The organism is Psychrobacter sp. 1176_08, from assembly GCF_052850615.1.
In genome coordinates this window covers 544,101-567,552 of sequence record NZ_VXCU01000001.1, presented here as the reverse complement: position 1 = coordinate 567,552, position 23,452 = coordinate 544,101, and the positions used below count along the sequence as shown (strand labels likewise).

General features: G+C 43.0%; 20 protein-coding genes, 1 tRNA gene and 1 pseudogene. 11 read left to right on the top strand and 11 right to left on the bottom strand.

The window, feature by feature from the left end; genetic code table 11:
• Positions 1-20: 20 nt before the first annotated feature.
• Positions 21-185, bottom strand: a pseudogene (locus tag FW759_RS02305) (IS3-like element ISPar1 family transposase); the annotation flags it as partial.
• A 304-nt stretch (positions 186-489) separates the two neighbouring features.
• Here FW759_RS02305 and FW759_RS02300 point away from each other — a divergent pair.
• Entirely contained in the window at positions 490-1,056 is a 567-nt protein-coding gene (locus tag FW759_RS02300) for a hypothetical protein (protein ID WP_446442062.1), read from the top strand.
• A gap of 227 nt (positions 1,057-1,283) precedes the next feature.
• On the opposite strand, the gene FW759_RS02295 is transcribed toward FW759_RS02300, so the two are convergent.
• From FW759_RS02295 to FW759_RS02280, 4 genes are read right to left on the bottom strand one after another with little or no spacing between them, the layout of a single operon-like run.
• The gene (locus tag FW759_RS02295; RefSeq protein WP_446442061.1) at positions 1,284-1,601 is read right to left on the bottom strand and encodes a hypothetical protein; all 318 of its coding nucleotides are present in this window, start codon (positions 1,599-1,601) and stop codon (positions 1,284-1,286) included.
• A 10-nt stretch (positions 1,602-1,611) separates the two neighbouring features.
• Complete coding sequence (locus tag FW759_RS02290) at positions 1,612-1,905, bottom strand: hypothetical protein (protein ID WP_446442060.1); 294 nt, start codon at positions 1,903-1,905, stop codon at positions 1,612-1,614.
• Positions 1,902-3,146, bottom strand: coding sequence for an Arm DNA-binding domain-containing protein (locus FW759_RS02285; RefSeq protein ID WP_446442059.1), 1,245 nt, complete (start codon positions 3,144-3,146; stop codon positions 1,902-1,904). The genes FW759_RS02290 and FW759_RS02285 overlap by 4 nt, the downstream gene beginning before the upstream one ends.
• A gap of 26 nt (positions 3,147-3,172) precedes the next feature.
• Positions 3,173-3,388: a hypothetical protein gene (locus tag FW759_RS02280; protein ID WP_045456309.1), complete on the bottom strand. Its 216-nt coding sequence runs from the start codon at positions 3,386-3,388 to the stop codon at positions 3,173-3,175.
• A gap of 122 nt (positions 3,389-3,510) precedes the next feature.
• Between FW759_RS02280 and FW759_RS02275 the strand changes: the two genes are divergently transcribed.
• A complete protein-coding gene (locus tag FW759_RS02275) occupies positions 3,511-3,744 on the top strand; it encodes a helix-turn-helix domain-containing protein (protein WP_193009007.1) in 234 nt (77 codons plus the stop codon).
• 476 nt (positions 3,745-4,220) lie between these two features.
• On the opposite strand, the gene FW759_RS02270 is transcribed toward FW759_RS02275, so the two are convergent.
• Positions 4,221-4,295 (bottom strand) — tRNA-Gly (locus FW759_RS02270).
• A gap of 266 nt (positions 4,296-4,561) precedes the next feature.
• On the opposite strand from FW759_RS02270, the gene FW759_RS02265 reads away from it, so the two are divergent.
• The 3 genes from FW759_RS02265 (at position 4,562) to FW759_RS02255 (ending at position 8,889) form a co-directional block, all read left to right on the top strand.
• On the top strand, positions 4,562-6,232 hold the full coding sequence (locus FW759_RS02265) for a thiamine pyrophosphate-binding protein (protein WP_131401333.1): 1,671 nt from the start codon (positions 4,562-4,564) through the stop codon (positions 6,230-6,232).
• A gap of 187 nt (positions 6,233-6,419) precedes the next feature.
• Positions 6,420-6,755 carry a GlpM family protein gene (locus tag FW759_RS02260; RefSeq protein ID WP_062844816.1) on the top strand — a complete coding sequence of 112 codons (336 nt, stop codon included), beginning with the start codon at positions 6,420-6,422 and terminating at the stop codon, positions 6,753-6,755.
• 322 nt (positions 6,756-7,077) lie between these two features.
• Positions 7,078-8,889: a potassium/proton antiporter gene (locus FW759_RS02255; RefSeq protein ID WP_443571165.1), complete on the top strand. Its 1,812-nt coding sequence runs from the start codon at positions 7,078-7,080 to the stop codon at positions 8,887-8,889.
• Positions 8,890-8,896: 7 nt separating this feature from the next.
• On the opposite strand, the gene FW759_RS02250 is transcribed toward FW759_RS02255, so the two are convergent.
• Positions 8,897-9,796 carry a LysR family transcriptional regulator gene (locus tag FW759_RS02250; RefSeq protein ID WP_446442058.1) on the bottom strand — a complete coding sequence of 300 codons (900 nt, stop codon included), beginning with the start codon at positions 9,794-9,796 and terminating at the stop codon, positions 8,897-8,899.
• Between the two features lie 206 nt (positions 9,797-10,002).
• Here FW759_RS02250 and speB point away from each other — a divergent pair, with 206 nt between their 5' ends.
• The 4 genes from speB (at position 10,003) to FW759_RS02230 (ending at position 15,881) form a co-directional block, all read left to right on the top strand.
• A complete protein-coding gene (speB, locus tag FW759_RS02245) occupies positions 10,003-10,971 on the top strand; it encodes an agmatinase (RefSeq protein ID WP_062844813.1) in 969 nt (322 codons plus the stop codon).
• A gap of 109 nt (positions 10,972-11,080) precedes the next feature.
• Positions 11,081-12,784, top strand: a complete 1,704-nt coding sequence (locus FW759_RS02240; RefSeq protein WP_443571164.1) for a 5-guanidino-2-oxopentanoate decarboxylase — start codon at positions 11,081-11,083, stop codon at positions 12,782-12,784.
• Positions 12,785-12,875: 91 nt separating this feature from the next.
• Positions 12,876-14,282 (top strand): YjiH family protein, encoded by a 1,407-nt coding sequence (locus FW759_RS02235; protein ID WP_446442057.1) that lies wholly within the window; start codon positions 12,876-12,878, stop codon positions 14,280-14,282.
• Positions 14,283-14,417: 135 nt separating this feature from the next.
• On the top strand, positions 14,418-15,881 hold the full coding sequence (locus FW759_RS02230) for an aldehyde dehydrogenase family protein (protein ID WP_443571162.1): 1,464 nt from the start codon (positions 14,418-14,420) through the stop codon (positions 15,879-15,881).
• Positions 15,882-15,985: 104 nt separating this feature from the next.
• On the opposite strand, the gene FW759_RS02225 is transcribed toward FW759_RS02230, so the two are convergent.
• The gene (locus tag FW759_RS02225; RefSeq protein WP_443571161.1) at positions 15,986-16,519 is read right to left on the bottom strand and encodes a DUF2058 domain-containing protein; all 534 of its coding nucleotides are present in this window, start codon (positions 16,517-16,519) and stop codon (positions 15,986-15,988) included.
• A 376-nt stretch (positions 16,520-16,895) separates the two neighbouring features.
• Between FW759_RS02225 and FW759_RS02220 the strand changes: the two genes are divergently transcribed.
• Positions 16,896-17,759: a universal stress protein gene (locus tag FW759_RS02220; protein ID WP_443571160.1), complete on the top strand. Its 864-nt coding sequence runs from the start codon at positions 16,896-16,898 to the stop codon at positions 17,757-17,759.
• A 505-nt stretch (positions 17,760-18,264) separates the two neighbouring features.
• Positions 18,265-19,074: an HlyD family efflux transporter periplasmic adaptor subunit gene (locus tag FW759_RS02215; RefSeq protein ID WP_443571159.1), complete on the top strand. Its 810-nt coding sequence runs from the start codon at positions 18,265-18,267 to the stop codon at positions 19,072-19,074.
• Between the two features lie 88 nt (positions 19,075-19,162).
• On the opposite strand, the gene FW759_RS02210 is transcribed toward FW759_RS02215, so the two are convergent.
• From FW759_RS02210 to FW759_RS02200, 3 genes are all read right to left on the bottom strand, one after another.
• Complete coding sequence (locus FW759_RS02210; RefSeq protein ID WP_443571158.1) at positions 19,163-19,879, bottom strand: hypothetical protein; 717 nt, start codon at positions 19,877-19,879, stop codon at positions 19,163-19,165.
• Positions 19,880-20,128: 249 nt separating this feature from the next.
• A complete protein-coding gene (locus tag FW759_RS02205) occupies positions 20,129-20,872 on the bottom strand; it encodes a siderophore-interacting protein (protein ID WP_446442056.1) in 744 nt (247 codons plus the stop codon).
• A 135-nt stretch (positions 20,873-21,007) separates the two neighbouring features.
• Entirely contained in the window at positions 21,008-23,185 is a 2,178-nt protein-coding gene (locus tag FW759_RS02200; RefSeq protein ID WP_446442055.1) for a TonB-dependent siderophore receptor, read from the bottom strand.
• Positions 23,186-23,452 lie beyond the last annotated feature (267 nt).

Here is a 23,452-nt window from a genome sequence, read left to right as displayed (position 1 = left end):
AGATTCTATAAATAGAAACCCCAAGACTCATTAGGACGATTAGCATCAAACTGCTGATCCAACACGTTTGGGTAAACCATTTTATTATGGTTTGAGTCCATGGTGACTTTAAAACGTTTATGGCGACGGCATTTGATGCCATGTTCTTCTCTAATACGTCTGACCATGTACAAGCTAATGTCATGGCTGGGGTATGCTGTTAAATCCCTAGAACCAAACTTGGGAGATTTTAATCAAGCGGCGTTGCAATAAAACTCATGATAAACCTATCTAGGTGATTTCATCCCCAAATCCTTTTGAATTATAGTTTGATTGTATTCAAGCTCAATATAGAGCTTGTAAGACTTGACCAAACCTTATCAGGTTATTATTTTAATAAGTAATTTTAGAAAAAATTATTTAACTTAGTTGATGTGGAATTAAACAAATGTACTTACCATACTATAATTTCCGTTTTCTGTATTGACCCCTATTAAAAAAGGAATTCTTATGAAAAAGCTTGCGGCTTATCTTTGTTTTGCCTTGGCTTGTATCTCTACCTCTCATGCTGAAACCATCGCTGGTTACAGCTTTGAAAAATACCCTGCTAAAATTTATAACGGTAAACAAGCACCTTTAAAATTAGGTGACTGGAGCTCTTTTCGTACTCGTCTGAAAGAAGCTCATAAAGATGGTGAAATTAACTTCGCGGGTAACTATATCGTGACAACCTGGGGCTGTGGTACAAGCTGTGTGTCAGGGGCTATGATTGATAAACGTACTGGCAAAGTATACGATATCCCACTGGGTGAAACTGAGGATAGTGTCACCCCTTATGAAAGTGGCGCAGAATGCTTCGCAGACGGAGTGGAACTCGATGACAACGAGCGTTTGGCTTTCTATCCAAATAGCCGCTTATTTATCAGCCGCAATTGTGAAGGCGAGAAAGTCAACGAAACCACCGGTAAACAACTTATCACCTATTATGTCAACATTTGGGATGAAAAGACCAAGACATTCAAACTAAAAAAGGTTCAGCAATCTAAACTCGTTAAAGTAGACTACAGTCAATTTTAAACTAGCTTTTTTCCTGTATTTACCTTTTAAAGCCAAGTTTTTAGCCTAAACTTGGCTCATACTACCCTCTACCTTTTTAGAGGTCTTAGCTTGGGCTATCTTGACCAAAAAATAAACCATCTCGACGTTGTAGTGGCACACTAAATTTAAGCTGTATTTAAGAGAAGATCTGCTGCCCACAAAAAAGCCAGACAACCTAAGCTGTCTAGCTTTAAAATTTGAACGACTTATTTATGATTGTTTTCCCGCCACAAGGCATGCTCACATACTTCACAGTACCAACTGTCTTTTGCCCGCATATACGGAATGTCTGCCGGTATCTGTAGAGGACACACATAACCACAGTATTCGCATCGCACATCATCTAAATAAGCAAAACACTCACCGATTGTCTCGAAAAATAATTGAGGGCTAATCTCATACTTCTCACAGATGGTTTCGACATGTGCGATATAATCACCTTTATTATCGTATGCCCAGTAATCCTCACAGATTTTTAGATCGCGTGCGTTCTGTGTCATATTCGGCTGAAGCTTTACACTCATCATGTTCTCCTCAGTAGCCGACATATTCAGAGTGCGGTAATAGCTCATAAAGCTCGCTCTGAAGCTGACAACGCATATCCTCAACCACATAACCAAAACTTGCATCCAAGCGCTTCTGCACCCATACCCGCATCGCCATATCGTTATCAAAGCAGCGTTTCACTCCTAAGAAGCGTGCGAGTTGATGACCAGATAAAATATACAACTCACGCATCAATGCATTAGCGATGAGATTTGCATCTGCACTGATCGCACCGTCCCGTTTAAACTCGCTAAACAGCTCTTCATAATTGATGATTTTCATTGTGACGTCTCCTTGTCAGTTTGTGCATTCGTGATTAGTGCTTCAGTGTCGGAGCTATTCGATGTGCTTGTTAACTTCTCTTTACTCGCTAGTAGTAAGTTATCCATCGCTGAACCATCTTGACGGGTAATATCAGGCACATAACGGCTATATACCCGAAACAGCATCTCCGTACTGCTGTGACCCATCTGCCGTGCAATCCACTCGGGATTCTCACCAGCAGCGAGCCAAAGCGTCGCTGCGGTATGCCGAGTCTGATAAGCACGCCTGTGCTTAAGTCCGAGTAGGGCAAGTGTGGGTTTCCATACCCGTCTATTCACATTACGATACTCCATTGGATTGCCCTGTGAGTTGCAGAATACGAACTCTGACTTACCATAGGTGCGAGCCTTCTGCTCTAACAAGGCATCGTATACCAGCTGTGATATCGCAATATCACGTTGTGAGCCTAACGTCTTCGTTGGACCCATCTCACCGTTTACTAATGCGCCTCTGATACTGATCTCACGGCGATCAAAATTAATGCAGTCCCATTTCAGCCCATCAATCTCACTGGTACGCATTCCTGTAAAGAAGCGAATGGTGTAATAGGGCCTATAATCAGTACGGACATTCTTTAAAATCAGCCATACCTCAGAAAGTGTAAAAGGATTCACATCAGGACGAGCTTGCTTAAGATTCTTAATATTTTTATAAGGCATCTCAAACTCATGGCGATCAGATGCTTCTTCTAGTATCATACGAAGAAGTATCATGATCTGGTTGATCCGTGCTACTGACAGATTTGACTGACCATCTTTACCGTAACGAACTTTGGCGAGGGAGCTACGGAAGGTCAGCAAGTCTGGTTTTTTTATCGCATGTACTGCTTTACCACCAAACTCAGGTAATAAATACTTATTCAAAATAATCTTTATTTTTTGCCGATAGCTCGGTCGCCATTCAATCTTCCTCTCCTCAAAAAATGTTTCCGAAAACTCCTTAAAGGTCGGATTACGACTGATACAAGCTTCGGCTCTATCAGCCAATGCCGTCATCTCCTGCGCTCGTTCACTCTTTGGGAAGTAAGCAGCATAGTCGAAAATATTTAGGGTGATTTCTGCTTCCATTTTTTCGATAATTTTAGCCAGCTTCTTTCGATTAGCTGGAGTGTCTGTGAGATTAGTCGTCTCACGGCAACGCATATTCATATATCGAAAATCTACGAATAGCTTGCCACGTCTGGATCTTATTGAGGCCATTATTTGACTCCTTGTTTAAATGAAACTTACTGTAAAGCCATACCGTTGATGGCACTCATAACCGGCTTGCACATATCTTCTTCGATACGCTCCCATACGTATAAAATCTTGCGACCGCCAAAAGGACGAATGTAATGGATGTTTTCAATCAAAACAGTGTCCTTAAGTTGGTTACGGATAGTACGTGCATCGTATTTGATACGTTCGGCTAGTTCTTGAGTGGTGAGATAGGTCTGTGACATAATAGTTCTCCAGTCAGTATTAAATAGTTTTTAATAAACACTTTGTTGTTGCCAACGAGTACTATATTATCAGAAAAGTAGTCATTGGCAAGTACTTTTTACTTACCAATAAGGAATTTATTGTGATTTCATGTAACTTACCTGTTCTTTTGGCAGAAAGAAGGTTGCGTGTGGCAGATTTAGTGAGAATGACAGATATCAGTAAATCGACGCTGCATAGGATCTATAACGATGATACGACTAGAATTGAGTTCGATACTTTGAGCAAGCTATGTAATGTATTAGAAGTAACGCCAGGGGATATTTTGAAATACGTTCCAGATGAACTTGGTGAGGACGACTCTTTAGAAGAGTAAATTAACTATCGCTATAGTTGAGAGGAAATTTCTAGCTAAAGGTCTACTTAGAGCCAAAAAATACTTACGAAGCTTAATAAATTTTTTATTGTTAGGTTGTAGTCATCGCTTTTTAAGTGAAGACCAATAGTAAATACTATAAATTTGAAACGTATTTCCAAAAACTAGGCATCTGAAAAACACGTTTTTTTGTTGAATTGAGGTTGGGTTCAAAAATCATCATAGTGCCAAATTTACTAGGTTAGGTGTCATGATGGTTTTTTATCCAAAAATAGCTAGGTTGTGGTCAGTTATGTATGTGAGGTTTTAGGGCAGGGCACAGTTTGGGCACCACATGGGCACCGCCATGAAAATGGGTTTTTTGTTTGAGTAGTTAGACTTAACTATATTCAAAAAGATATTTCGAGAATTTCTCTACAAGCCCTGAAAATTAGACAAAAAAAAGCCTCACTGTTAAGTGAGGCTTTTTAAGTATTTGGAGCGGGAAAAGAGATTCGAACTCTCGACCCCAACCTTGGCAAGGTTATGCTCTACCACTGAGCTATTCCCGCTAAATCATCTGATAAACAATCTATCGTCTAGATGATGACGAGGTATTATACGCAGTTTTTTTTATGTGTCAACAGTTATAACGAAAAAAAATAAACTGACTAAAACAGGCATGTCATCTAGGACTTGATATATGTTATAACAGTTTATTATATTATGTATTCCAAAAGATTTAATAGGAATAAATAAGCTGGAATGCCTTTTATAATTCACTTCAATTACATCAACAATATCGACCCCTATAATAATGAGTCATAAGGATAAAGGAATGAGCCAACAATATACCATCGCTGATTATCTGTTTGATCGTATCGCGGAAGCGGGTGCGACTGAGATATTCGGAGTCCCTGGTGATTTTAACTTAACTTTTTTGGACAATATTGTCGCCTCCGATAAGCTGCGCTGGGTGGGTAACACCAATGAGCTCAATGCAGGCTATGCTGCCGATGGCTACGCACGCGAGCGTGGGTTTGCCGCGATGGTGACAACGTTTGGGGTGGGGGAGTTGTCCGCTATCAACGCCACCGCTGGTTCTTTTGCTGAGTATGCCCCTGTATTGCACGTAGTAGGTGCACCCAATACCGCACTGCAAGATTCAAAAAGCCGCATCCATCATACCTTGGGTGACGGCATATTTAACCATTTTATCAAGATGGTGGAGCCTGTGACAGTCGCGCGGGCACAGATTACGCCAGAAAATGCCGCCTCAGAGATTGACCGCGTGATTCGTGTGATACTCAAAAAGCATCGCCCAGGTTATTTATTATTATCGCCCGATGTAGCGCGTCAGCCCATTTATCCACCAACGACCAAGCTTGATGACAGCCAAGAAGACATCACCAGTCAAGCCGCGTTGGCAGATTTCAAAAAAGCACTGATAGAATTTTTACCAAATAAAACCACGACGCTGATGGCAGATCTAATGGTGCACCGTTTGGGATTGCAAAATCAGCTAAAAGCACTGATTGCCGATACCGATATTCCTTATACAACGCTGTCGTGGGGCAAAACGCTACTTGATGAAAACAGCAATCGCTGGGCAGGAACGTATGCAGGTGTGGCATCACGGCCCATCGTCAAAGACGCCGTAGAAAACTGTGAATGTTTGATCAAAATTGGTGTGCAATATACCGATACGACCACGGCAGGATTTAGCCAAGACATTGATGAAAATGTGGTGGTTGATCTGCATTATGAGCGTGCGTCTGTCAGTGGTCAGAATTTTGCCCCAATTGCTTTAAAAGACGCCTTGCAAGCACTACATGAAGTCATGACTTCAGGTATTGAGATTGTGCCAAAGCAGTTTTGTAAAGAGGTAAAACCACATGAGCAAAATGGCAAAGACGACGAAGCCATTCGCCAAGATGACCTCTGGCATATTATTGCGGATCATTTAGACCATAATAATTTGGTGTTTTCTGATCAAGGAACCGCGTATTTTGGGATCAGCGATGTGCGTTTACCAGAAGGGGTGACCTCTTATGGACAACCAATGTGGGGCTCAATTGGTTACACGTTGCCTGCCAGCTTAGGCGGTGCGATTGCTTCACCAGATAAACGCAGTGTCCTACTGATCGGTGATGGTTCCGCTTTATTAACAGTGCAAGAAATCGCCGTAATGATTCAAGAGCGTATCAATCCAGTCATTGTGCTGGTGAATAATGATGGCTATACTGTCGAGCGTGCAATTCATGGTGAAAACCAGCACTACAATGATATTCCCAAATGTAACTGGCAGCTGATGCCACAAGCCTTTGGTGCCACAGAAGACAACAGTTTGGTGCTGAAGGTAGAAACTGCTGGTGAGTTAAAATCTGCTCTCATCAAGGCTGCCGAGACCACGAACAAGTTGGTCATGATAGAAGTGATAGCAGATAAGCACGATATCCCGCCATTGCTGGCTGATATTAGTGCGGCGCTAAAACCAAAAGCCGATTAAAAGCTGGTAATCGCTTTAATTATAAAATAAAAACCCCCATTTGGTTATAAGACTGAATGGGGTTTTTTGATTATTTTTACAATGAGGGTCAACTAAGTCGATATGCCCCTTATGTCAGTTTGCATACTTTAGTATCATGGCAATTCGGCTATTTCAGCCCTTGGCACTTAACAGGAGATGATCCACCATGATTTGGCTAAAAATGCTTATTGGTGCTGTGATGGTATTGGTGATTCAATTATTTGCACAAACCCGCTTTTTTTATTTGGCAGCACTTGCGCCACTTTTCCCCACCTTTGCTTTAATCAGTCACTTTATCGTTGGTACTGAGCGTAGCCAAGCTGATTTAAAGGTTGCGTTGATTTTTAGTATATTGGGGGTCATACCGCATCTTGTTTATACGCTTGTGGTCTTCGTAGGTATTAACTACATCAGCTTATACAAAGCATTAATGCTAGGGGTCGTCGCTTGGATCATCGCTGCCGCTATTTTAGTACTAACGTGGCAATATATTCAGTCTTAACTTAACAACAATCAATACAGTGCCATTAAATTAAACAGTGCCATTAATTTGTATTTTGATCAGCGCAGAGTCAGCGCTAAATCACAGCGCACCAAACAGAGTAGAAAAAAGTATATAAATCTGGGATAGATAATTTCTCAAAATCTGGCAGCAAGTGTTATTCTTAAGGACACTCTAAAATAATAATAAAATTTTTGATAGTGGGATACAAACCCTACTGTCACCTTGGTATTAAGACGCGAAAATGATCGGTCGCAAAATAAAGCGGATCTGATTGTAATAATTCAACGCATTATAATTTATAAAAATAGGGCTTAAAAAAATGGATACCTTAAATATCCTATATCTCGTAGGGGCATTGTTGATTTTTGCCAGTATCATGGCAAGCACTTTATCAGCAAGATTAGGCGTACCCCTGCTACTGTTATTTTTAATAGTGGGGATGTTGGCTGGTGAGCAAGGCATTTTGGGTATAGAGTTTTCCCAGTATGGACTTGCCAATTTTGTTGGACAAGCTGCCTTAGCGTGTATTTTGCTAGATGGTGGTTTGCGTACTTCTTTTAAATCGTTTCGAGTCGGCCTCAAGCCTGCGATTACCCTAGCAACTTTGGGCGTACTGGTGACGGTAGTAGTATTAGGGATATTTGTCACTTGGTTGCTCGATGTTGATTGGCGCTTTGGTCTTTTGATGGCAGCCATCGTGGGCTCAACCGATGCAGCAGCTGTCTTTTCTTTATTGCGTAATGGCGGTGTTAAGCTCAATGACCGTGTCCAAGCCACGCTTGAACTAGAATCTGGTGCTAACGATCCTTTGGCGATTCTTTTAGTCACAGGTTTGATTGCCCTAAATGTCGATCCCGCAGGTCAGACAGCCATTGGCTTTTTGTTGCTGTTGTTACAGCAGTTAGGGTTCGGTTTGGGTATGGGCTTGCTGTTCGGCTTTTTACTGGCGCGCTTATTGCCCAAGTTGCATTTGGCAGAAGGGATGTATGCCATCTTGATACTGTCAGCAGGCTTGGCAGTCTTTGCCGCAACCAATCTGCTTGGCGGTAGTGGCTTTTTGGCTGTTTATTTGGCAGGTGTATTGATTGGCAATCACAAGGTGCGTTCAACAGAGCATGTCATGCGAGTGATGGACAGCTTTGCGTGGTTGTCGCAAGCAGTACTCTTTGTGGTGTTAGGTCTATTGGCGACGCCGTCCAACGTCATTAATGTCTGGCACTATTCAGTAGCGATTACCGCCTTTATGATTCTGATCGCGCGTCCGATTGCTGTTTATACCAGTGTCAAACCTTTTAAATTTAAAGATAGAGAAATTGGCTTTATCTCTTGGGTGGGTTTGCGCGGTGCGGTGCCTATTACCCTTGCGCTTTTGCCTGTTATGGCAGGAATAGATAATGCCTTTATGCTGTTTGACATTGCTTTTGGGGTGGTGGTTCTGTCCTTGATTTTGCAAGGCATGACCATTCCTTTTATGGCAAATCTCTTTAGAGTCCGTATTCCGACCAATAAAGATCCAAAAGAAGAGCTTGAGGTGTGGGTATCAGATAAAGCGAGTATTACGCTTTATGAATTCGAGGTTCAATCAGGGGCGTTTGCGATTGGTCGTCATCCGATGGATGTCTCTCGCCGCATTAGTCCTGATGAAATCAGCGTGTTTGCATTGTTGCGTAAACAAGAAATCGTCGTTGTAGATGAAAGTACGAAGTTAAAATTTGGTGACAGCGTGTGGTACGCCATGCGCGGCAATCATGCCAGCAAAATTGCCAATATTTTTAATGACACAACGCTCGATCGCAAGGTCATTGATGACTTTTATGGCGATTGGCTATTATCACCCAGTGTCAAACTCGGCGATTTGCCATTCTTCACTGACATCATGGAATCTGAGACGCTTGTAGAGAGTTTAAAATCTCAAGCGGATCATGTCGAGCAAGAGGATAAAACGTTTCAAAAAAGCATGTGGGATCAAACCGTCGCTGAGTATGTCAAAGGGAGTTTGGGTACCGCGCCAGTCTCAGGTGATACCGTGGCAATTAGTGAAGAGTGGGCATTGGTCATCAAGGAAGTGGATGACAAAGGCAAGCTAAGAACCATTGGTCTCAAACATACGGAAGTACCAGCAACGATATAGCAACTGCTTATAGCAGATCTATCATTTTACTCAAAAAATCTGCGACTTGTTTGTGCAGATTTTCTCGATAAGCCCAGTGATGCTTGACATCGTAACTTGCTTCATTGGGCAGTAAGATTTTCATCAAGCCCATTTCTTCATAACGCGTCGCCAAATCGTGGGGTAAGTAACCGACATGGTGACCAGCAAGAATCAGCTGCGCGGTCGCCTCCATATGGTAAGTGGTGGCACTCAATGTCTTAGGGCGAATGTGATTGATACTATGATCAGTCGCATAGCCTCTTTTGATCCATGGATAGTCTTGTTCCAACTCATGAAATGTCAGCGTATCTGCCTCATAAAACAAGCGATGCGTGTGACCACAGCAAACCACTTGTTTTTCGATAAAAGCTGGCTGAAAAGTCAGTAAAGGCGGAAAACTGCCAAAATATCCTACCCCAATATCACTCTCATTGCCCAACAGCTTATCCAGCATGTTTTCAGGGCTTTGCACATCGATAGAAAAATGTATCAATGGATTGGTGCGATAGCTACCAGCAAGGCATTGCCTGAGTGCATCATAAAAAAACGTAGGCATTTGATCTGTTAAACACAGTCGAATATGACCGCCACGGACAGAATCTAATTGCCGAATATAGTGTAGCTGATGCTGAAAGCTCGCAACCGCTTCAGTGAAACTCAAGCAAGCCTCGTAGACTGCCGCGCCATCTTCTGTCAGCTTGAATCCTCCTCGACCACGATGACAGAGTGTCATGCCCAAACGATCTTCTAAGTGCGTTAAATGACCACTAATCACTGAAGGCGTCACGTTCAAACGCGTTTGAGCGGCCGTCACTCCTTGACATTCTACAATGGCCATAAAGCTACGTAGGGTTTTGATGTCTATTTTTATCAGTTCATCTAGCATTGATAATAGCGCCTTATCACATCATGTTTTGGTTGCATAAACTTCTAATAATAATGGTTAAATCCAATTTACTACGAAAAACCAGAAGTTTACTTCTGAATTTTACCATGGTCTACCGTCTATTATTTAGGTATTGTCGAGACATACAACAAATTGTCTACCTCGAAAGATTGCCTATTTCGAAAACCTGAACAAGGATGTGATTTATGAAATTTAATCAACCATTGAGTGGCAATGATATGCCAAGATTTGGCGGTTTTGCCTCTATGATGCGCCTGCCAACACAAGCGGATGCGGAAGGGCTAGATGTTGCTTTTGTGGGTGTCCCTCTAGATATTGGCGCATCAAATCGCAGTGGTGCCCGCTTAGGCCCAAGACAGATTCGCGATGAATCACGCATGATTCGTCCTTACAACGTAGCCACGCGTGCTGCGCCCTTTGAATCCTTACAAGTCGCTGATATTGGCGATGTGCCTATCAATACGTTTAACCTCCTAAAAAGCGTCGATATCATCGAAAAATTCTATTCTGAAAAAATCGTCAAGCATGGCGCTGTTCCATTGACACTAGGCGGCGATCATACCATTGCACTGCCTATCTTGCGGGCGCTTGCTAAAAAACATGGTCCAGTTGGCATGGTACATATCGATGCCCATGCTGATATCAACGATGATATGTTTGGTGAAAAAATTGCCCACGGCACACCGTTTCGCCGCGCTGTTGAAGAGAACCTCATTGACGGCAACCGTGTGGTACAGATTGGTTTACGCGGTACAGGCTATAGTGCCGAAGAGTTTGATTGGTCAACCCAGCAAGGATTCCGAGTTGTACCCGCTGAAGAGTGCTGGTACAAGTCGCTTGCGCCCTTGATGGCAGAAGTACGCGAAAAGCTGGGTAATGGTCCTGTTTATTTAAGCTTCGATATTGATGGTATTGACCCCGCGTTTGCCCCCGGTACTGGAACTGCGGAAATCGGTGGTTTGACATCCACTCAAGGCATAGAAATCATTCGCGGTATGCGTGGTCTCGATGTGGTGGGCGGTGATTTGGTAGAAGTATCTCCGCCTTATGATCCCTTTGGAAACACTTCGGTGCTGGCAGCAAACTTACTGTTTGAGATGCTATGTATTTTACCGGGCGTGCGCTATGACGATAAGGTTAAAGCCGTTTATTAATCATAATTTGTGATAGAAGCAGTAAATGGCCGCTTGTAAGTAGATAAATTGTCGTTTTTTATATCGTTAAACAAGTTATTAAACAATATTAAAATTTTTAGGATGACTCATGACGCACTCTACAAAATCGCCTTTGGCATCATCTCCGCGCTCGTCTTTGACCTGCGGTGAGCTGCTTGTTCAATGGTTAGAATACTACGGCGTCGAGACTGCATTTGGCATACCGGGCGTGCACACAGTCGAGCTGTATCGCGGTCTACCCAATACTAACATTCGCCACATAACACCGCGTCATGAGCAAGGGGCTGGGTTTATGGCAGATGGTTATTACCGCGCCTCAGGCAAAATCGGTGTCTGTTTTATTATTACAGGTCCTGGCATGACCAATATCATGACGGCAATGGCGCAAGCACTGGCGGATTCGATACCGATGCTTATCATCTCTAGTGTGAATAAAGTAAAAGACACAGGCAGTGGTGAAGGGCACTTGCATGAGCTGCACGATCAGCAAGGTATGGTGAGTAAGGTCGCGCTCACAAGCAAAACCATCTGGCAGCCTGAATCATTGCCCAAAGTCATTGCCGAAGCCTTTGCGTTATTTAACGGCGCACGGCCTGGGCCAGTTCATATCCAGTTGCCTATCGATATCATCACCGCTGATGCCAGCCATGTCGAAAGACCGCCACGCTCAAATACGTCAGCAGACCACGTATCCTTACCGCGGGTCATGAAGCCATTGCCAAACCCTGCGCAATTAGACCTGATTATCGAATCCTTAAAAACAGCGAAAAACCCAGTGTTGCTCTACGGTGGTGGCTGCGTCGATGTCGATCAGGATGCGCAAAAACTGGCCGAGCTGATAGACGCGCCCACGTTTTTAACCATCAATGCCAAAGGTTTGTTGCCACCTCTTCATCCATTAAGCTTGGGCAGCAATCAGTCATTAGCAGCAGGTCGTGCGGTGATTACTGAGGCTGATTGGGTATTAGCAATCGGTACTGAGCTTGGCGAAACTGATTACGACGTGTTTTTTAATGGTGGGTTCCATATCAATGGCACACTGGTGCGTATCGACTGTGACGCTGCGCAGTTACAGCGTCCGTTTAGAGCAGATATAGCAGTATTGGGCGATGCACAACTGGCTATCAGTGGTTTGTGTGCGCGTCTAGAGGGACAAGTATTCGATCATCAGGCAGTGTCACGAGTAAACGATGCAAAACAAGACCTTATAAAGGATATAACACCAGACTTCGCCGGTCAAAATGCACTGCTTCAGCTCATTCGCGATGAAATAGAAGATGTCATCTTCGTCGGTGACTCAACTCAGCCTGTTTATAGTGGCAATCTTGGCTTTGAGGCATTGGCAACTCGCAGATGGTTCAATTCATCAACAGGGTTTGGCACGTTAGGTTATGGATTACCAGCTGCCATTGGGGCAATGATTGGATCAAAGGTGCCCGTTGTCAGTCTGATTGGTGATGGCGGTATTCAATTTACCATTGCTGAGCTCATCTGTGCAGCAGAGCTTGAGCTGCCATTGATCGTATTATTATGGAATAACCAAGGTTATGGCGAGATTCGACGGTATATGGAAGAGGGCGGATTGCCACTGATTGGGGTCAATATCAAAACGCCAAACTTTGAGCCATTAGCCGCAGGGTTTGGGTCAGGATATCGCAGAATCACAGAGAAGCAGCAATTACTGGATGCGCTAAAGACAGACACAAAAGGTAAGCAGCCAATCATTTATGAAATTGATGAATCCGATGCGTTTCTGATGGAAATGGGTAAGGATTTTGGGTGTTTTACGTAATGAGATGACAGATTTTGGGAGCAAACTTTAAGTAGTAGTCAGACAGCAAAATGGATAAATTGGCGATGGTCGCCTATCAAGGAGGAATTGAATGACAAACTATATGGATAAGTCGCAACAGTCGATTTTAGAGAAAGATGCTGTCGATTCAGACTCGCTAAGTGAAAAGCAATGGCGTGCATCATTATGGAAGTTTTTACTGTTTTCTGTATTCGGTATTGCTTTGTTTATTATACCGTTTCAGTGGGACGGCAAAGTCACGATTTTATTAGGGGTATTAACAGATACTCTGCAAGCGTTGCTGGGTGGTTATGTCGTTTATGTGGTCATGGCGCTTGTGACGACCTCTTGTATAGGGGCGTTGGCAGTAAAGGTATTAAAGCCCAACTTACGTGACGGCAGTTTGGTCAAAAACCTTTTTGATGTGAATTGGTTTTGGTTGGTGACGCGGCTTTTGGGGATGGTCTTTGTTTGGATGATTTTTTTACAAGTCGGCCCTGAATTCATCATTAGCCGTAATACTGGCAGTGTGATTTTTGAAGATTTGATTCCTATTTTGATTCCTCTGTTCTTTTTTGCCATTCTGTTATTGCCGTTTTTGACTGACTTTGGTTTGATGGAGTTTTTGGGTACGTTATCAAGTAAGCTTTTTGTTAAGCTCTTTAATCTGCCTGGGCGTTCGGCCGTGGATGCCATGTCTTCTTGGTTTGGTGCCGCGTCCATTGGCTTGTTGGTGACGATGCAGCAGTATGATAAAAGCTATTATAGTCAGCGCGAAGCAGCAATTATCGCAACGACGTTTTCAGTCACCTCGATCGCTTTTACTTATGTAGTGGCAAAGACCATCGGCGTGGACAATAACTTCGTCTATTTTTATTTGACCATTGCCCTCACTGGGTTTGTCGCTGCCGTTATTATGCCGCGTATACCGCCACTATCATTGAAGCCTGATACGTACCATTCTGGCAAAAGTATGCTAGACGAAGAAACACCAGCGCATTACACCACGTATCAATGGGCGGTCAATCGTGCTGTGACTCGTGCGCAGTCTATGCCAAAGCTTGGTCAAGTATTCAAGAGTAGCACCAAAAACTTATTTGATATTTATTTTGGGCTGATTCCAGTGGTTTTCGCTATCGGTACGATTGGTCTTGGGTTGGCAGAATATACCCCTGTCTTTAATTGGTTGGCCACGCCGCTTGTGCCTTTGCTTGAATGGTTGCAAATTCCAGAGGCAGCAGAAGCTGCGCCTGCGATGATTATGGGTTTTGCTGATATGTATCTGCCAGCACTGGTGGGCAAAAGTATCGAGAGTGAAATGACAAGGTTTATCGTTGGTGCTGCTTCTATCACTCAGATTATATATATGTCAGAAGTCGGCGCGCTTATTTTAAAATCAAATATCAAGCTCAATATATTGGAGCTGTTTGGGATTTTTATGCTGCGCACGCTTATCAGTTTGGTCGTAATTACCTCAGTTGCGCATCTGTTGTATTAGGTCAATCAACTCTTTGAACATGAGCAGCACAAGTATAAGTATAAACAGTCTACACAACCCAGCTGGTTGAATATGAAATGACATAAGGCAATCGATAATATGAAAAAAATAGACACAAACTCTCTAACGAGAGAAATGGCAAAGCAAACCGTTCGTAACGACGTCGTTCTAAATGCAGCGTATATAGAGGGTGATTGGGTGACTATTGAAGCATCTGATAGCCTAGATGAATACGCTTTGTATGATCCCAATTCAGGAGAAGTGATTGCCACCACTCGTTTGTGTAGCGCAGAACACGTAGAGTCTGCTGTCAACGCTGCTGCTACCGCCTATGCCAGTTGGTCACAGACAAGCACAAACGAGCGTGCGCATTATCTAAATGCCATCGCAGACGCGATGACACAGCAGTTTGATACATTGGTTGGTTTGTCCGTGTTGAATAACGGTAAGCCGATTGAAGAGGCAAAGATAGACGTCAGCGACGCCATTGCTTGTTATCGCTATTATGTTCAGCTCATTACCAAACAAGAGACTTGGGCTGAGGTCGAGGCCAATGAGGCAGGTGTGCGTCTATTAAAAACATACGCACCTGTTGGGGTTTGCGCCTTGATTGTGCCTTGGAATTTTCCTATGGTCACCACCGCTTGGAAGCTTGCACCTGCATTGGCGGCAGGCTGCACGGTGGTACTAAAACCGTCCGAGGTGACATTATTACCAGAGCTGATGCTGGGCAATATATTGTCTGCTATTGATCTGCCAAAAGGCGTGGTGAATATTTTACCGGGAGCGGCAGCGGTGGGCGCTGGCATGACCAGTCATCCGCTGATTGACAAAGTGTCTTTTACAGGTAGTAATGCGGTGGGTGAAAAGGTCATGAGCCAAGCAGCAAAAGGTATCAAAGATATCAGCCTAGAGCTGGGCGGTAAGTCGGCCATCATCGTCTGCGCGGATGCGGACATTGAATATGCTTGCGACTTAATCATCGGTGGTATCTTTACCAACGCAGGTCAAATCTGTTCGGCGACGTCCAGACTGCTTGTTCATCAGGATATTGCTGACGCGTTATTTGAGAGGTTGAAGACAAAGACAGAAAACCTGTCCATCGGTGATGGTTTTAATACAGACACGCAAATGGGGCCAATGGTCAGTGAGCAGCAGCTCAATCAGGTAAAAAAATACTTCGATATCGCCATAACTGAAAAGTTAGAGTGCCTAACAGGTGGCAAAGTGTTGGATAGAGCGGGGTATTTTGTCACGCCAACCATCTATCACAATGTGCCCGTGACCAGTCAGCTGTGGACAGAAGAGGTGTTCGGTCCCGTCTTAGTCAGCAAAACGTTTGCAGAGGATTTGGATGCGATTCGTTTAGCCAATGACAGTAAATTTGCCTTGGCTGCAACCATTGTGAGCGCTGATGAGAGCGCTGCACTCAAGATAGCGCTACAAATTCAAGCAGGTCATATTTGGATTAATGAGCAACAAATCGTATTGCCGCAAGCAGGATGGGGCGGGTTTAAGCAAAGCGGGATCGGTCGTGAGCTTGGCGTCGATGGTCTGTCTGCCTATCAAAAAAGCAAACATGTGTTGCTCACACATTAACACATTAAAAATATCGATTAGTAATAAATGATGTGGATATAGAAAAACCCTTTATCGATTATTCAATAAAGGGTTTTTTTGATGTTGTATATCAGAGGAGACTTTTACCACATCAGATCATCTGGAATCACATAAGCAGCATAAGGATCATCTTCTTCCAACGCTTCTTCTGAAGTATCGTTAGAGACGACGATAAAGCCTTCCATTTTTGTATTTATGCGATCTGCCAATGGACGAGGCAGTAGCGCATAGCTGTCTTCTAATCGTGCGATGACCACATGACCGGCCACGATTTGATCATAGAGCTTTTGAGTGATCGCAATTTTCTTAACCTTAGCATGATCTACAAATTGATAGTTGACCTCACCACTTGTGTCGGTGATTTGATGCTGCTTAATCATTTGTACGATATTGGCTCTGAGCATTTTCTCTTCTAAAATCCGCTGCTTTTCTTGATTGAGCTTTTGATCTTTTTCTAGTTTTTTTGCTTGCGCGTCTGCCAACGCTTTTTTTGTCTCGATGCTTTCTGAGTCGCCAGTACGCTTGGCATGATCAGCTTGCTTACTGATTTTTTTGGCTTTCTTGCTATCCACCAATCCTGCTTTTAATAACTGAGCTTGTAGGGCATTTTTTGCCATAACTTCGTTCCCTAAATAATGATGCTGTAATCTTAACCACTAGATGATAAATATTAAAAAATACATTGTAGCAAACTTTGCTATGGCATGTTGTTAGGAGAATACAAGAGGGGATTGATAAATCAAACTTAAACGATCAAAAGATAGGTTTAGCTAGCATAGAGACAAGCCAAATAGGATGTCACAATCACACATACATGACTGGATGAAGTGGCTTAAATTGGTTATTATCAAGTAAGGTATGAAGTTAACAAACAAATGTATTTTATAGAGCGTATAGAGAAGGTGCTTTTCGTAATACGGCGTAAAGTGGTCATAAACTAAAAACACCCTAAAAAGTGACATAGGATTAACCAACCATATTTAAGGATGAATTATGACAACATCACAGCACATTTTGGCCTGTATTGACGGCTCCGCAGTGACTGAATCGGTTTGTGACTATGCAGCATGGTATGCAAGCAAACTGAATTTACCTGTTGGGTTGATGCATGTTAGCAATGTTCCTGTCTCTACCAGGCGAGATTTGTCAGGGGCAATCGGCATCAATAGCCGCCAGTTCTTATTAGAAGAGTTGACCCAACTGGACGAGCAAAGGGCAAAAATAGAAAACAGCTATAGCAATGCGTTGGTAGAAGACGCAAGAAGTCATATTCAAGAGAAATTTGCGCATATTGATGTCCGTCTTTATCAGCGGCATGGCAAATTATTGCCTGCCATTGAGCATTTCAAAGCTGAAAACCGAGCCATCGTCATGGGCCGACGTGGCGAAGACCATAAGAATAGCCGTATCAACATCGGTAGCCAAATAGAAACGGTTGCTCGTGCATCAGAGGTGCCTATCTTGGTTTGTTCAGAGGCGTTTAAAGAGCCACGCTCCTACATGATTGCCTTTGATGGCAGCAAAACCGCTATCAAAGCCGTTTTGATGGTTGCAAGAAGCCCTGTATTAAAGGGAATGCAAGGTCATATCGTCATGGTAGGCAATCATAATGATGCTGCCAAACAAAGTCTAAGCGCGGCAGGGGCGCAATTAGAAGCCGCTGGCTATGCCGTAGGTGCTCACCATGTCACAGCTTCTGATGCTGTGAATGGCTTATTAAAATTTCAGATGGATAATGACGTTGATATGATGGTCTTGGGTGCGTATGGTCACTCAAAGTTGCAGCAATTGTTTTTGGGAAGTACTACAACAGAAATTATTGCCAGCACCTTGTCTCCTGTCATTTTAGTCCGCTAACATTTTATAATGTAGATAAATAGAGTCACAATAAACACAGTCACGTTCTTATAAAAAAAGGCTACTGTATGTTTTCATCGTTTTTCGATGGCAAATGTACAGTAGCCTTTTTCAATCGCTAAAAGTAAATAATGCACTATTTACGATCGTTGATTTTAGTTAAATAGGGCATTTAATTGTCTAGCACTACACAGATAAAAAATTACTATTTTGAAAATCTATACCTGATCGGTGAGTCAGAGTCTTGTATTTTTAGTTGTAATTATGATTATACAAAGTGCTCAATACATGAATTTTATTAGATTTAAATCCTTATGTTTCCCTATTATAAGTTTGAAATAAGAGGTGTTGTCAAAATAAAAAGTGTCGATATATTTTTTATTTACTATAAGCCAAAATCTATAAACTAAGAGGCTTAAGAAAGTTATTCTAACCACACTATAGTCTTTGCAATTCTAAGAAAAGGCATGGTATCCACGCACACACTTCAAGACTTATCGTTCTTATGATAATCAATACATTTCTTATAAGTACTAATAATGACGTACAAAACCAAACCACCCTCTATAATCGTCGTAGGCAAGCCATCAACGAAGAGGTTTCTTCACTTGAAAAGATGCTCGTGCTGGCAAGACAAGAGCTTAAGATGAATGAGCCGTTATTGAAGTATGGTGATGTCAGTCAAGCAGATATCATAAAGCTGAGCCGTCAAGTCGCTGACATCGAGGCGCAAATCAATAACAAGCGCAATAAGTATTTTGAAGAAGCGCAAGCGGAGATGACCAAAGCACAAGAAGAGCTAGATACCGAGATTGAAGTGCTGCGAGACAGTTTACAAGTATTAGAAGAAAAGCGTCTGCTGTCACCGACAGAGGGTAAAATTAACAACATTAACGTGACAACCATTGGCGGTGTGGTCAAACCAGGCGAAACCATCATGCAGATCTTGCCGACCAGCAGTGATCTTGTGATTGATGCAAAAGTCAGTCCTGCTGATATTGCTTATGTACAAGAAGGACAGAGCGCAACTGTCAAGCTCGATGCTTATGATTATTCAATCTTTGGGGCTATGAATGGCACAGTCAATTACATCAGTCCAGATACCTTGATAGAGCAAACGCCCAAAGGCGAAGAACCTTATTATCGGGTGTTGATTGTTATCACTGGCGCTGAGTTTGAAGGTCGGGAAGATGAGATCGTCATTAAGCCTGGTATGACAGCTTCTGTCGATATCAAAGCGATGGAGCGTACGGTATTGTCTTACCTCACCAAACCTATTAATAAAACCTTATCAGAAGGCATGGGGGAACGATAGTAGAGGGTTGATAAATATTTAGTGCGCAAATAATAAAACCCCAGTTACTCGCTGGGGTTTTATTATCAATGCAATGTTGTAGTTATCTTTAGAGTGAATCACCTTGGCGCTCTTGTTCAAATACCTGATTGGCGCTTTGATTTTCACTGGTATCAGCACCATTTCTTAACCGCTGCGTCTCATCTATTTTTTGCTGATTGCGGTTTTTAACTTCATTAATGGCGGCGCTCAATTGGCTATTGATGTCTTCTACTTCAGATTTTGCCGAGAGATAGTCTTTGTCTATTTTGATAGTGGGCTGCTGGGTCGGCACGTCGATAGACAACAAACCAGCACGGGTCTTGATACTCTCTAGCGCCTCGATATTGTCCGATGGTATAGACGCAGACATCTCATTTGTACCGGGACTTGGCGGCTTGATTTTTTCGGCCCGCGCTTTAAGCGTGGAGGCTGACTTAGTAGACGTTAATACAGCGTCTTCTGTCATTGTTTTAGCAGCACTTATGTCGTCTGTCTGTGTAGATGTGATGGGGTTTTTCTGAGTCGTTGATGGTATTTCTGTCGTATCTTTGGAGCTGACGGTATTTAAGTTTTTAACAGGTGCAGTATAGGTTTTGGCAATGGTAGGTGGCAAGTCATCTAGAATGTTAGGTGTCACGGAAGGTTTGGCCGTATTGACACGACTGTTGCTCACTTGTGTCGAATCTTCTTTATTCACATTCATATAAAAAATAAAGAAAAAACCCACATGTACCAATATCGCAAGGCACAATGCCCAAAGCCATTTTTCACGAAATATTATCATTAGATGACGATACCTTTTATAGATGATAGCGTGCGGCCAATACCTTGATGCTATAGATGAGGTTAACAAATAATGTCGCACGTTGCTATCGATATCAGTCATTACAAACGTTGGTTTTAGAAATAAAAAATACCTATCAAACCAAAAACCCCTTAAGCGATATGACTGAGTATAAAACATCATCATATTGCTTAAGGGGTTGCTAATGTTATTACGAATATTGTCACGGCCACCGAAGAACGTCGCCTATTAGGCAGCGCTTTCTGCATCGTTGCGTTTCTCAATTTTGTGCTGATCTTCGGTATTGTCGACTTTCCAATAGCTTGAGATGTATAAATGCGTTTTTTCTATCGGACGATCGACTTTAAAAAACTGGCGTAGCGCGCGCATGCTATGAAACTCACAAGCCGCCCATACCGCGGGCTTTCCTGTCAGCCACGTTAACGTTTTGGTGTGCTCAAGTAATGGAGAGGTGTCATCATTTGGTTCAGCGTTGATGACCCAATGAATATCAATGTTTTCGGGTTTTTTGAGCGTTTGTCGATCGTCCTCAGTCGTTACCTCAATGACAGCATAGCCACGAGCATCATCAGGAAGCTGGGCAAGATTGACGGTAATTGCAGGTAGGGCTGTCATGTCACCAATTAACAAAAACCAATCAGCTTCGTTGTTGATGAGCTTCTTTGGCCCAGGGCCACCCACTAAGATTGTGTCACCAATTTGGGTGTTTCGTGCCCAAGTGGAGGCAGGGCCTTCAACGTCGTGCAGTGCAAAATCCACATCTATCTCGTTGTCACGTTGGACGCTGACAGTATAGGTGCGCATTAATGGTTTATTATCTTCGCCTTGAGGGAAAATGAGTTTGATATATGCACTTTCTTGATCGATAGGAAAATCTGTCAATCCCTCACCGCCAAGTGTGACTCGGCACATATTTGGCGTAAGGTAGGTGGTACGAATAACTTCAAGTACTCTTGGATTAGATTTTGCCATGGGTGTTTCCTTCTTTTGTAACGATTCTTTTGGTACGGTATTGATAAGCGTATTGCTTATTATCTTGTGACGGTGTGATAAAAATAAAACCAGTTTTTATGCAGGCCATATTAATAAATAGACAGCTTGTATGGATTAAAAATTGGCCTTTAGACTGACTGACATTTGTCGTTCAGGTCCCATCCAGCAATTATTGATGTCATAACAGGCACCCACGTAGGTTTTATCAAACAAGTTATTGATGCTAGCACCAACCGTGAGCATGGGATTGATTTGATAATTACCGCCAATGTCTACCAATGTCACACTTGGCAATTGATCTGAGTTTTGTTTATCAAGCTGCATGCCGTCCTCATAACGCACGCCTGCGTTTAGGGTAAGCTTGTCTGTAGCATAATAATCTGTCCATAATGTGGCTTTGTGTTTGGCCGTTTGTGCGGGCGTATTGCCGACCACATTAGGGTTGAACTCATCTGCTGTGATTTCGGCATCGGTATAACTGTAGCTTGCGGCAACATCTACCCAGTCATTGAGCATGTGACTGCCTGAAACCTCGAATCCTTTAGAGCTGATTTCACCCGTTTGCGTTTGGCTTCTGTAGTTGATCTCATCCGCTACGACGACGTTTTTTTGCGTGATATCAAAGACCGCCAATGTGCCTTGCGTGGCGCGGTTGGGAGAGAGATACTTGATACCTGCTTCTAATTGATCGGCAGTGGTAGGTTCGAACGGCTTATTGGTGATGAAGTTACTGCCCACCACAGGCTGAAATGACTGCGAGTAGCTGGCATAAGGCGATATGCCATTATCGAAGGCATAGATGGCAGCGAGACGGCCACTGGTTTTTGATGCGTCATTATCAATCTTTTGGTCGCCATAGATCGCACCAGCAGACGCTTTGGTCTGGTCAGTAATACTATCAAAGTTATCATGACGCAAACCTGCTACGATCGTCAAATCTTGCCATTTCATCTCGTCTTGCACATAAAACCCAAGCTGGCTTTGTTCGATACTCTCATCCTGACGATAGTTATTTAGCGGTAAAGTATCCGCATTGATCTGCGAAAAATCTGGCTGAGACAAGTCAAGATTTGGTGTGCCATCCGCTCCAGCATCATAGTAAGTCGCGGTGCTGTCTGTCTCTTGATATTCCACACCGAACAATAAATTGTGCGATGTATTGGCGGTATCTAGTTTATAAGCCAGCTGATTGTCCGTTGTCCAGTTGTTCATGCTCTCATCGGTGGTGTAGGCCACGCGATTCAATATTTTATCACTACCACTGACAAACCCACTGTTGTACATATTGCGCTGCTGCACCTCGGCATCGGTATAACGAAGTATATGCTTAAAAGTTAGCTTGTCATTGATATCCCAGTTGACAGTGACGCTTGGCATAAGCACTTCTTTGCTAAAGCGATTCCATTTGTCACCTGCATAAGCATCGCTACCCAGCTTCCCATAGCTGGCGTTGTAGACAGTGCCCACAGCAGGCAGCGGCGTAGAGGGCACCATCTCTGGATCGTCTTGATAAAAGACATTGGCAAGCACGGAGACATCTTCTGTCGGTCGCCACTCGATTGATGGGTTAACCAGAGTACGCTCTTCTTCAGTGGTCTGCATCTGACCATCTTTTTTACGCTTTAATGCTACTAAGCGATAATTTAGCGTGTCTGTGATAGGACCTGTCGTATCCACGCCAACTTCTTTTAGGTTTTGATTGCCCAGTCGTAGCTGCACCTCAGACGCTTGGGTGTTTTTTGGGGTTTTGGCGACTTGATTGACCATACCGCCCGGTGATGCATAGCCATACAATGAGGATGCTGGCCCTTTCACCACCTCGACCAACTCGGTTGCATAGATATCTACTTGCGGCATCAGATTCCAAGCGCCGTCATAAGGCAGTCTTAGTCCATCATAAAAGTTGGAATACGTCTTAAATCCACGAATATTGTATTCATCAAAGATAGAAACCGTTCCGCGGCTCTCAGCGCTGATACCGGGCTCGTAACGCAGGGCGGCATTGACGCTATCTGCCTGACGTTTTTGCAATAATTCTTGATCAATTCTGGTATAACTCATTGGCGCATCATTGGGGTCTAATGCGGTTTTTGTACCTGTGCTGCGGTAGCTGTCAGCATAAACAGCGATAGTATCCAAGGTGGTCGATGGTGTGGCGGTCTCATTGTCTCCAATATTGCTTCGTATATCTTCGGCATAAGCGATATGACTGACACTTAGGATTAAACCAATTTGTACAGCCGTAGTGAGACGTTTTTTTTGAGTGGAATTGGAGGTGACAGGAGACCGCATCGTATGTCCTATTAGCAAGTTATCGGTGAATATGGCAGGTTGTTTTGACAAGAGTAATTGCTGTAGATAATAACACTAATGATTATTATTATCATTAAAAAAATAATAGTAAATCATCAGTGCTTGATTGGATGTAGTAAATAAAGAGGGGATTATCTAATAATACAAATGGACTAAAAATCAACCTGTTACAAAAGTGACTCGCTATGAATAGTGGTGTTTAAATACGTTTTCTCGTATCATGCAGCCGTAGCTAAAATATAGAAA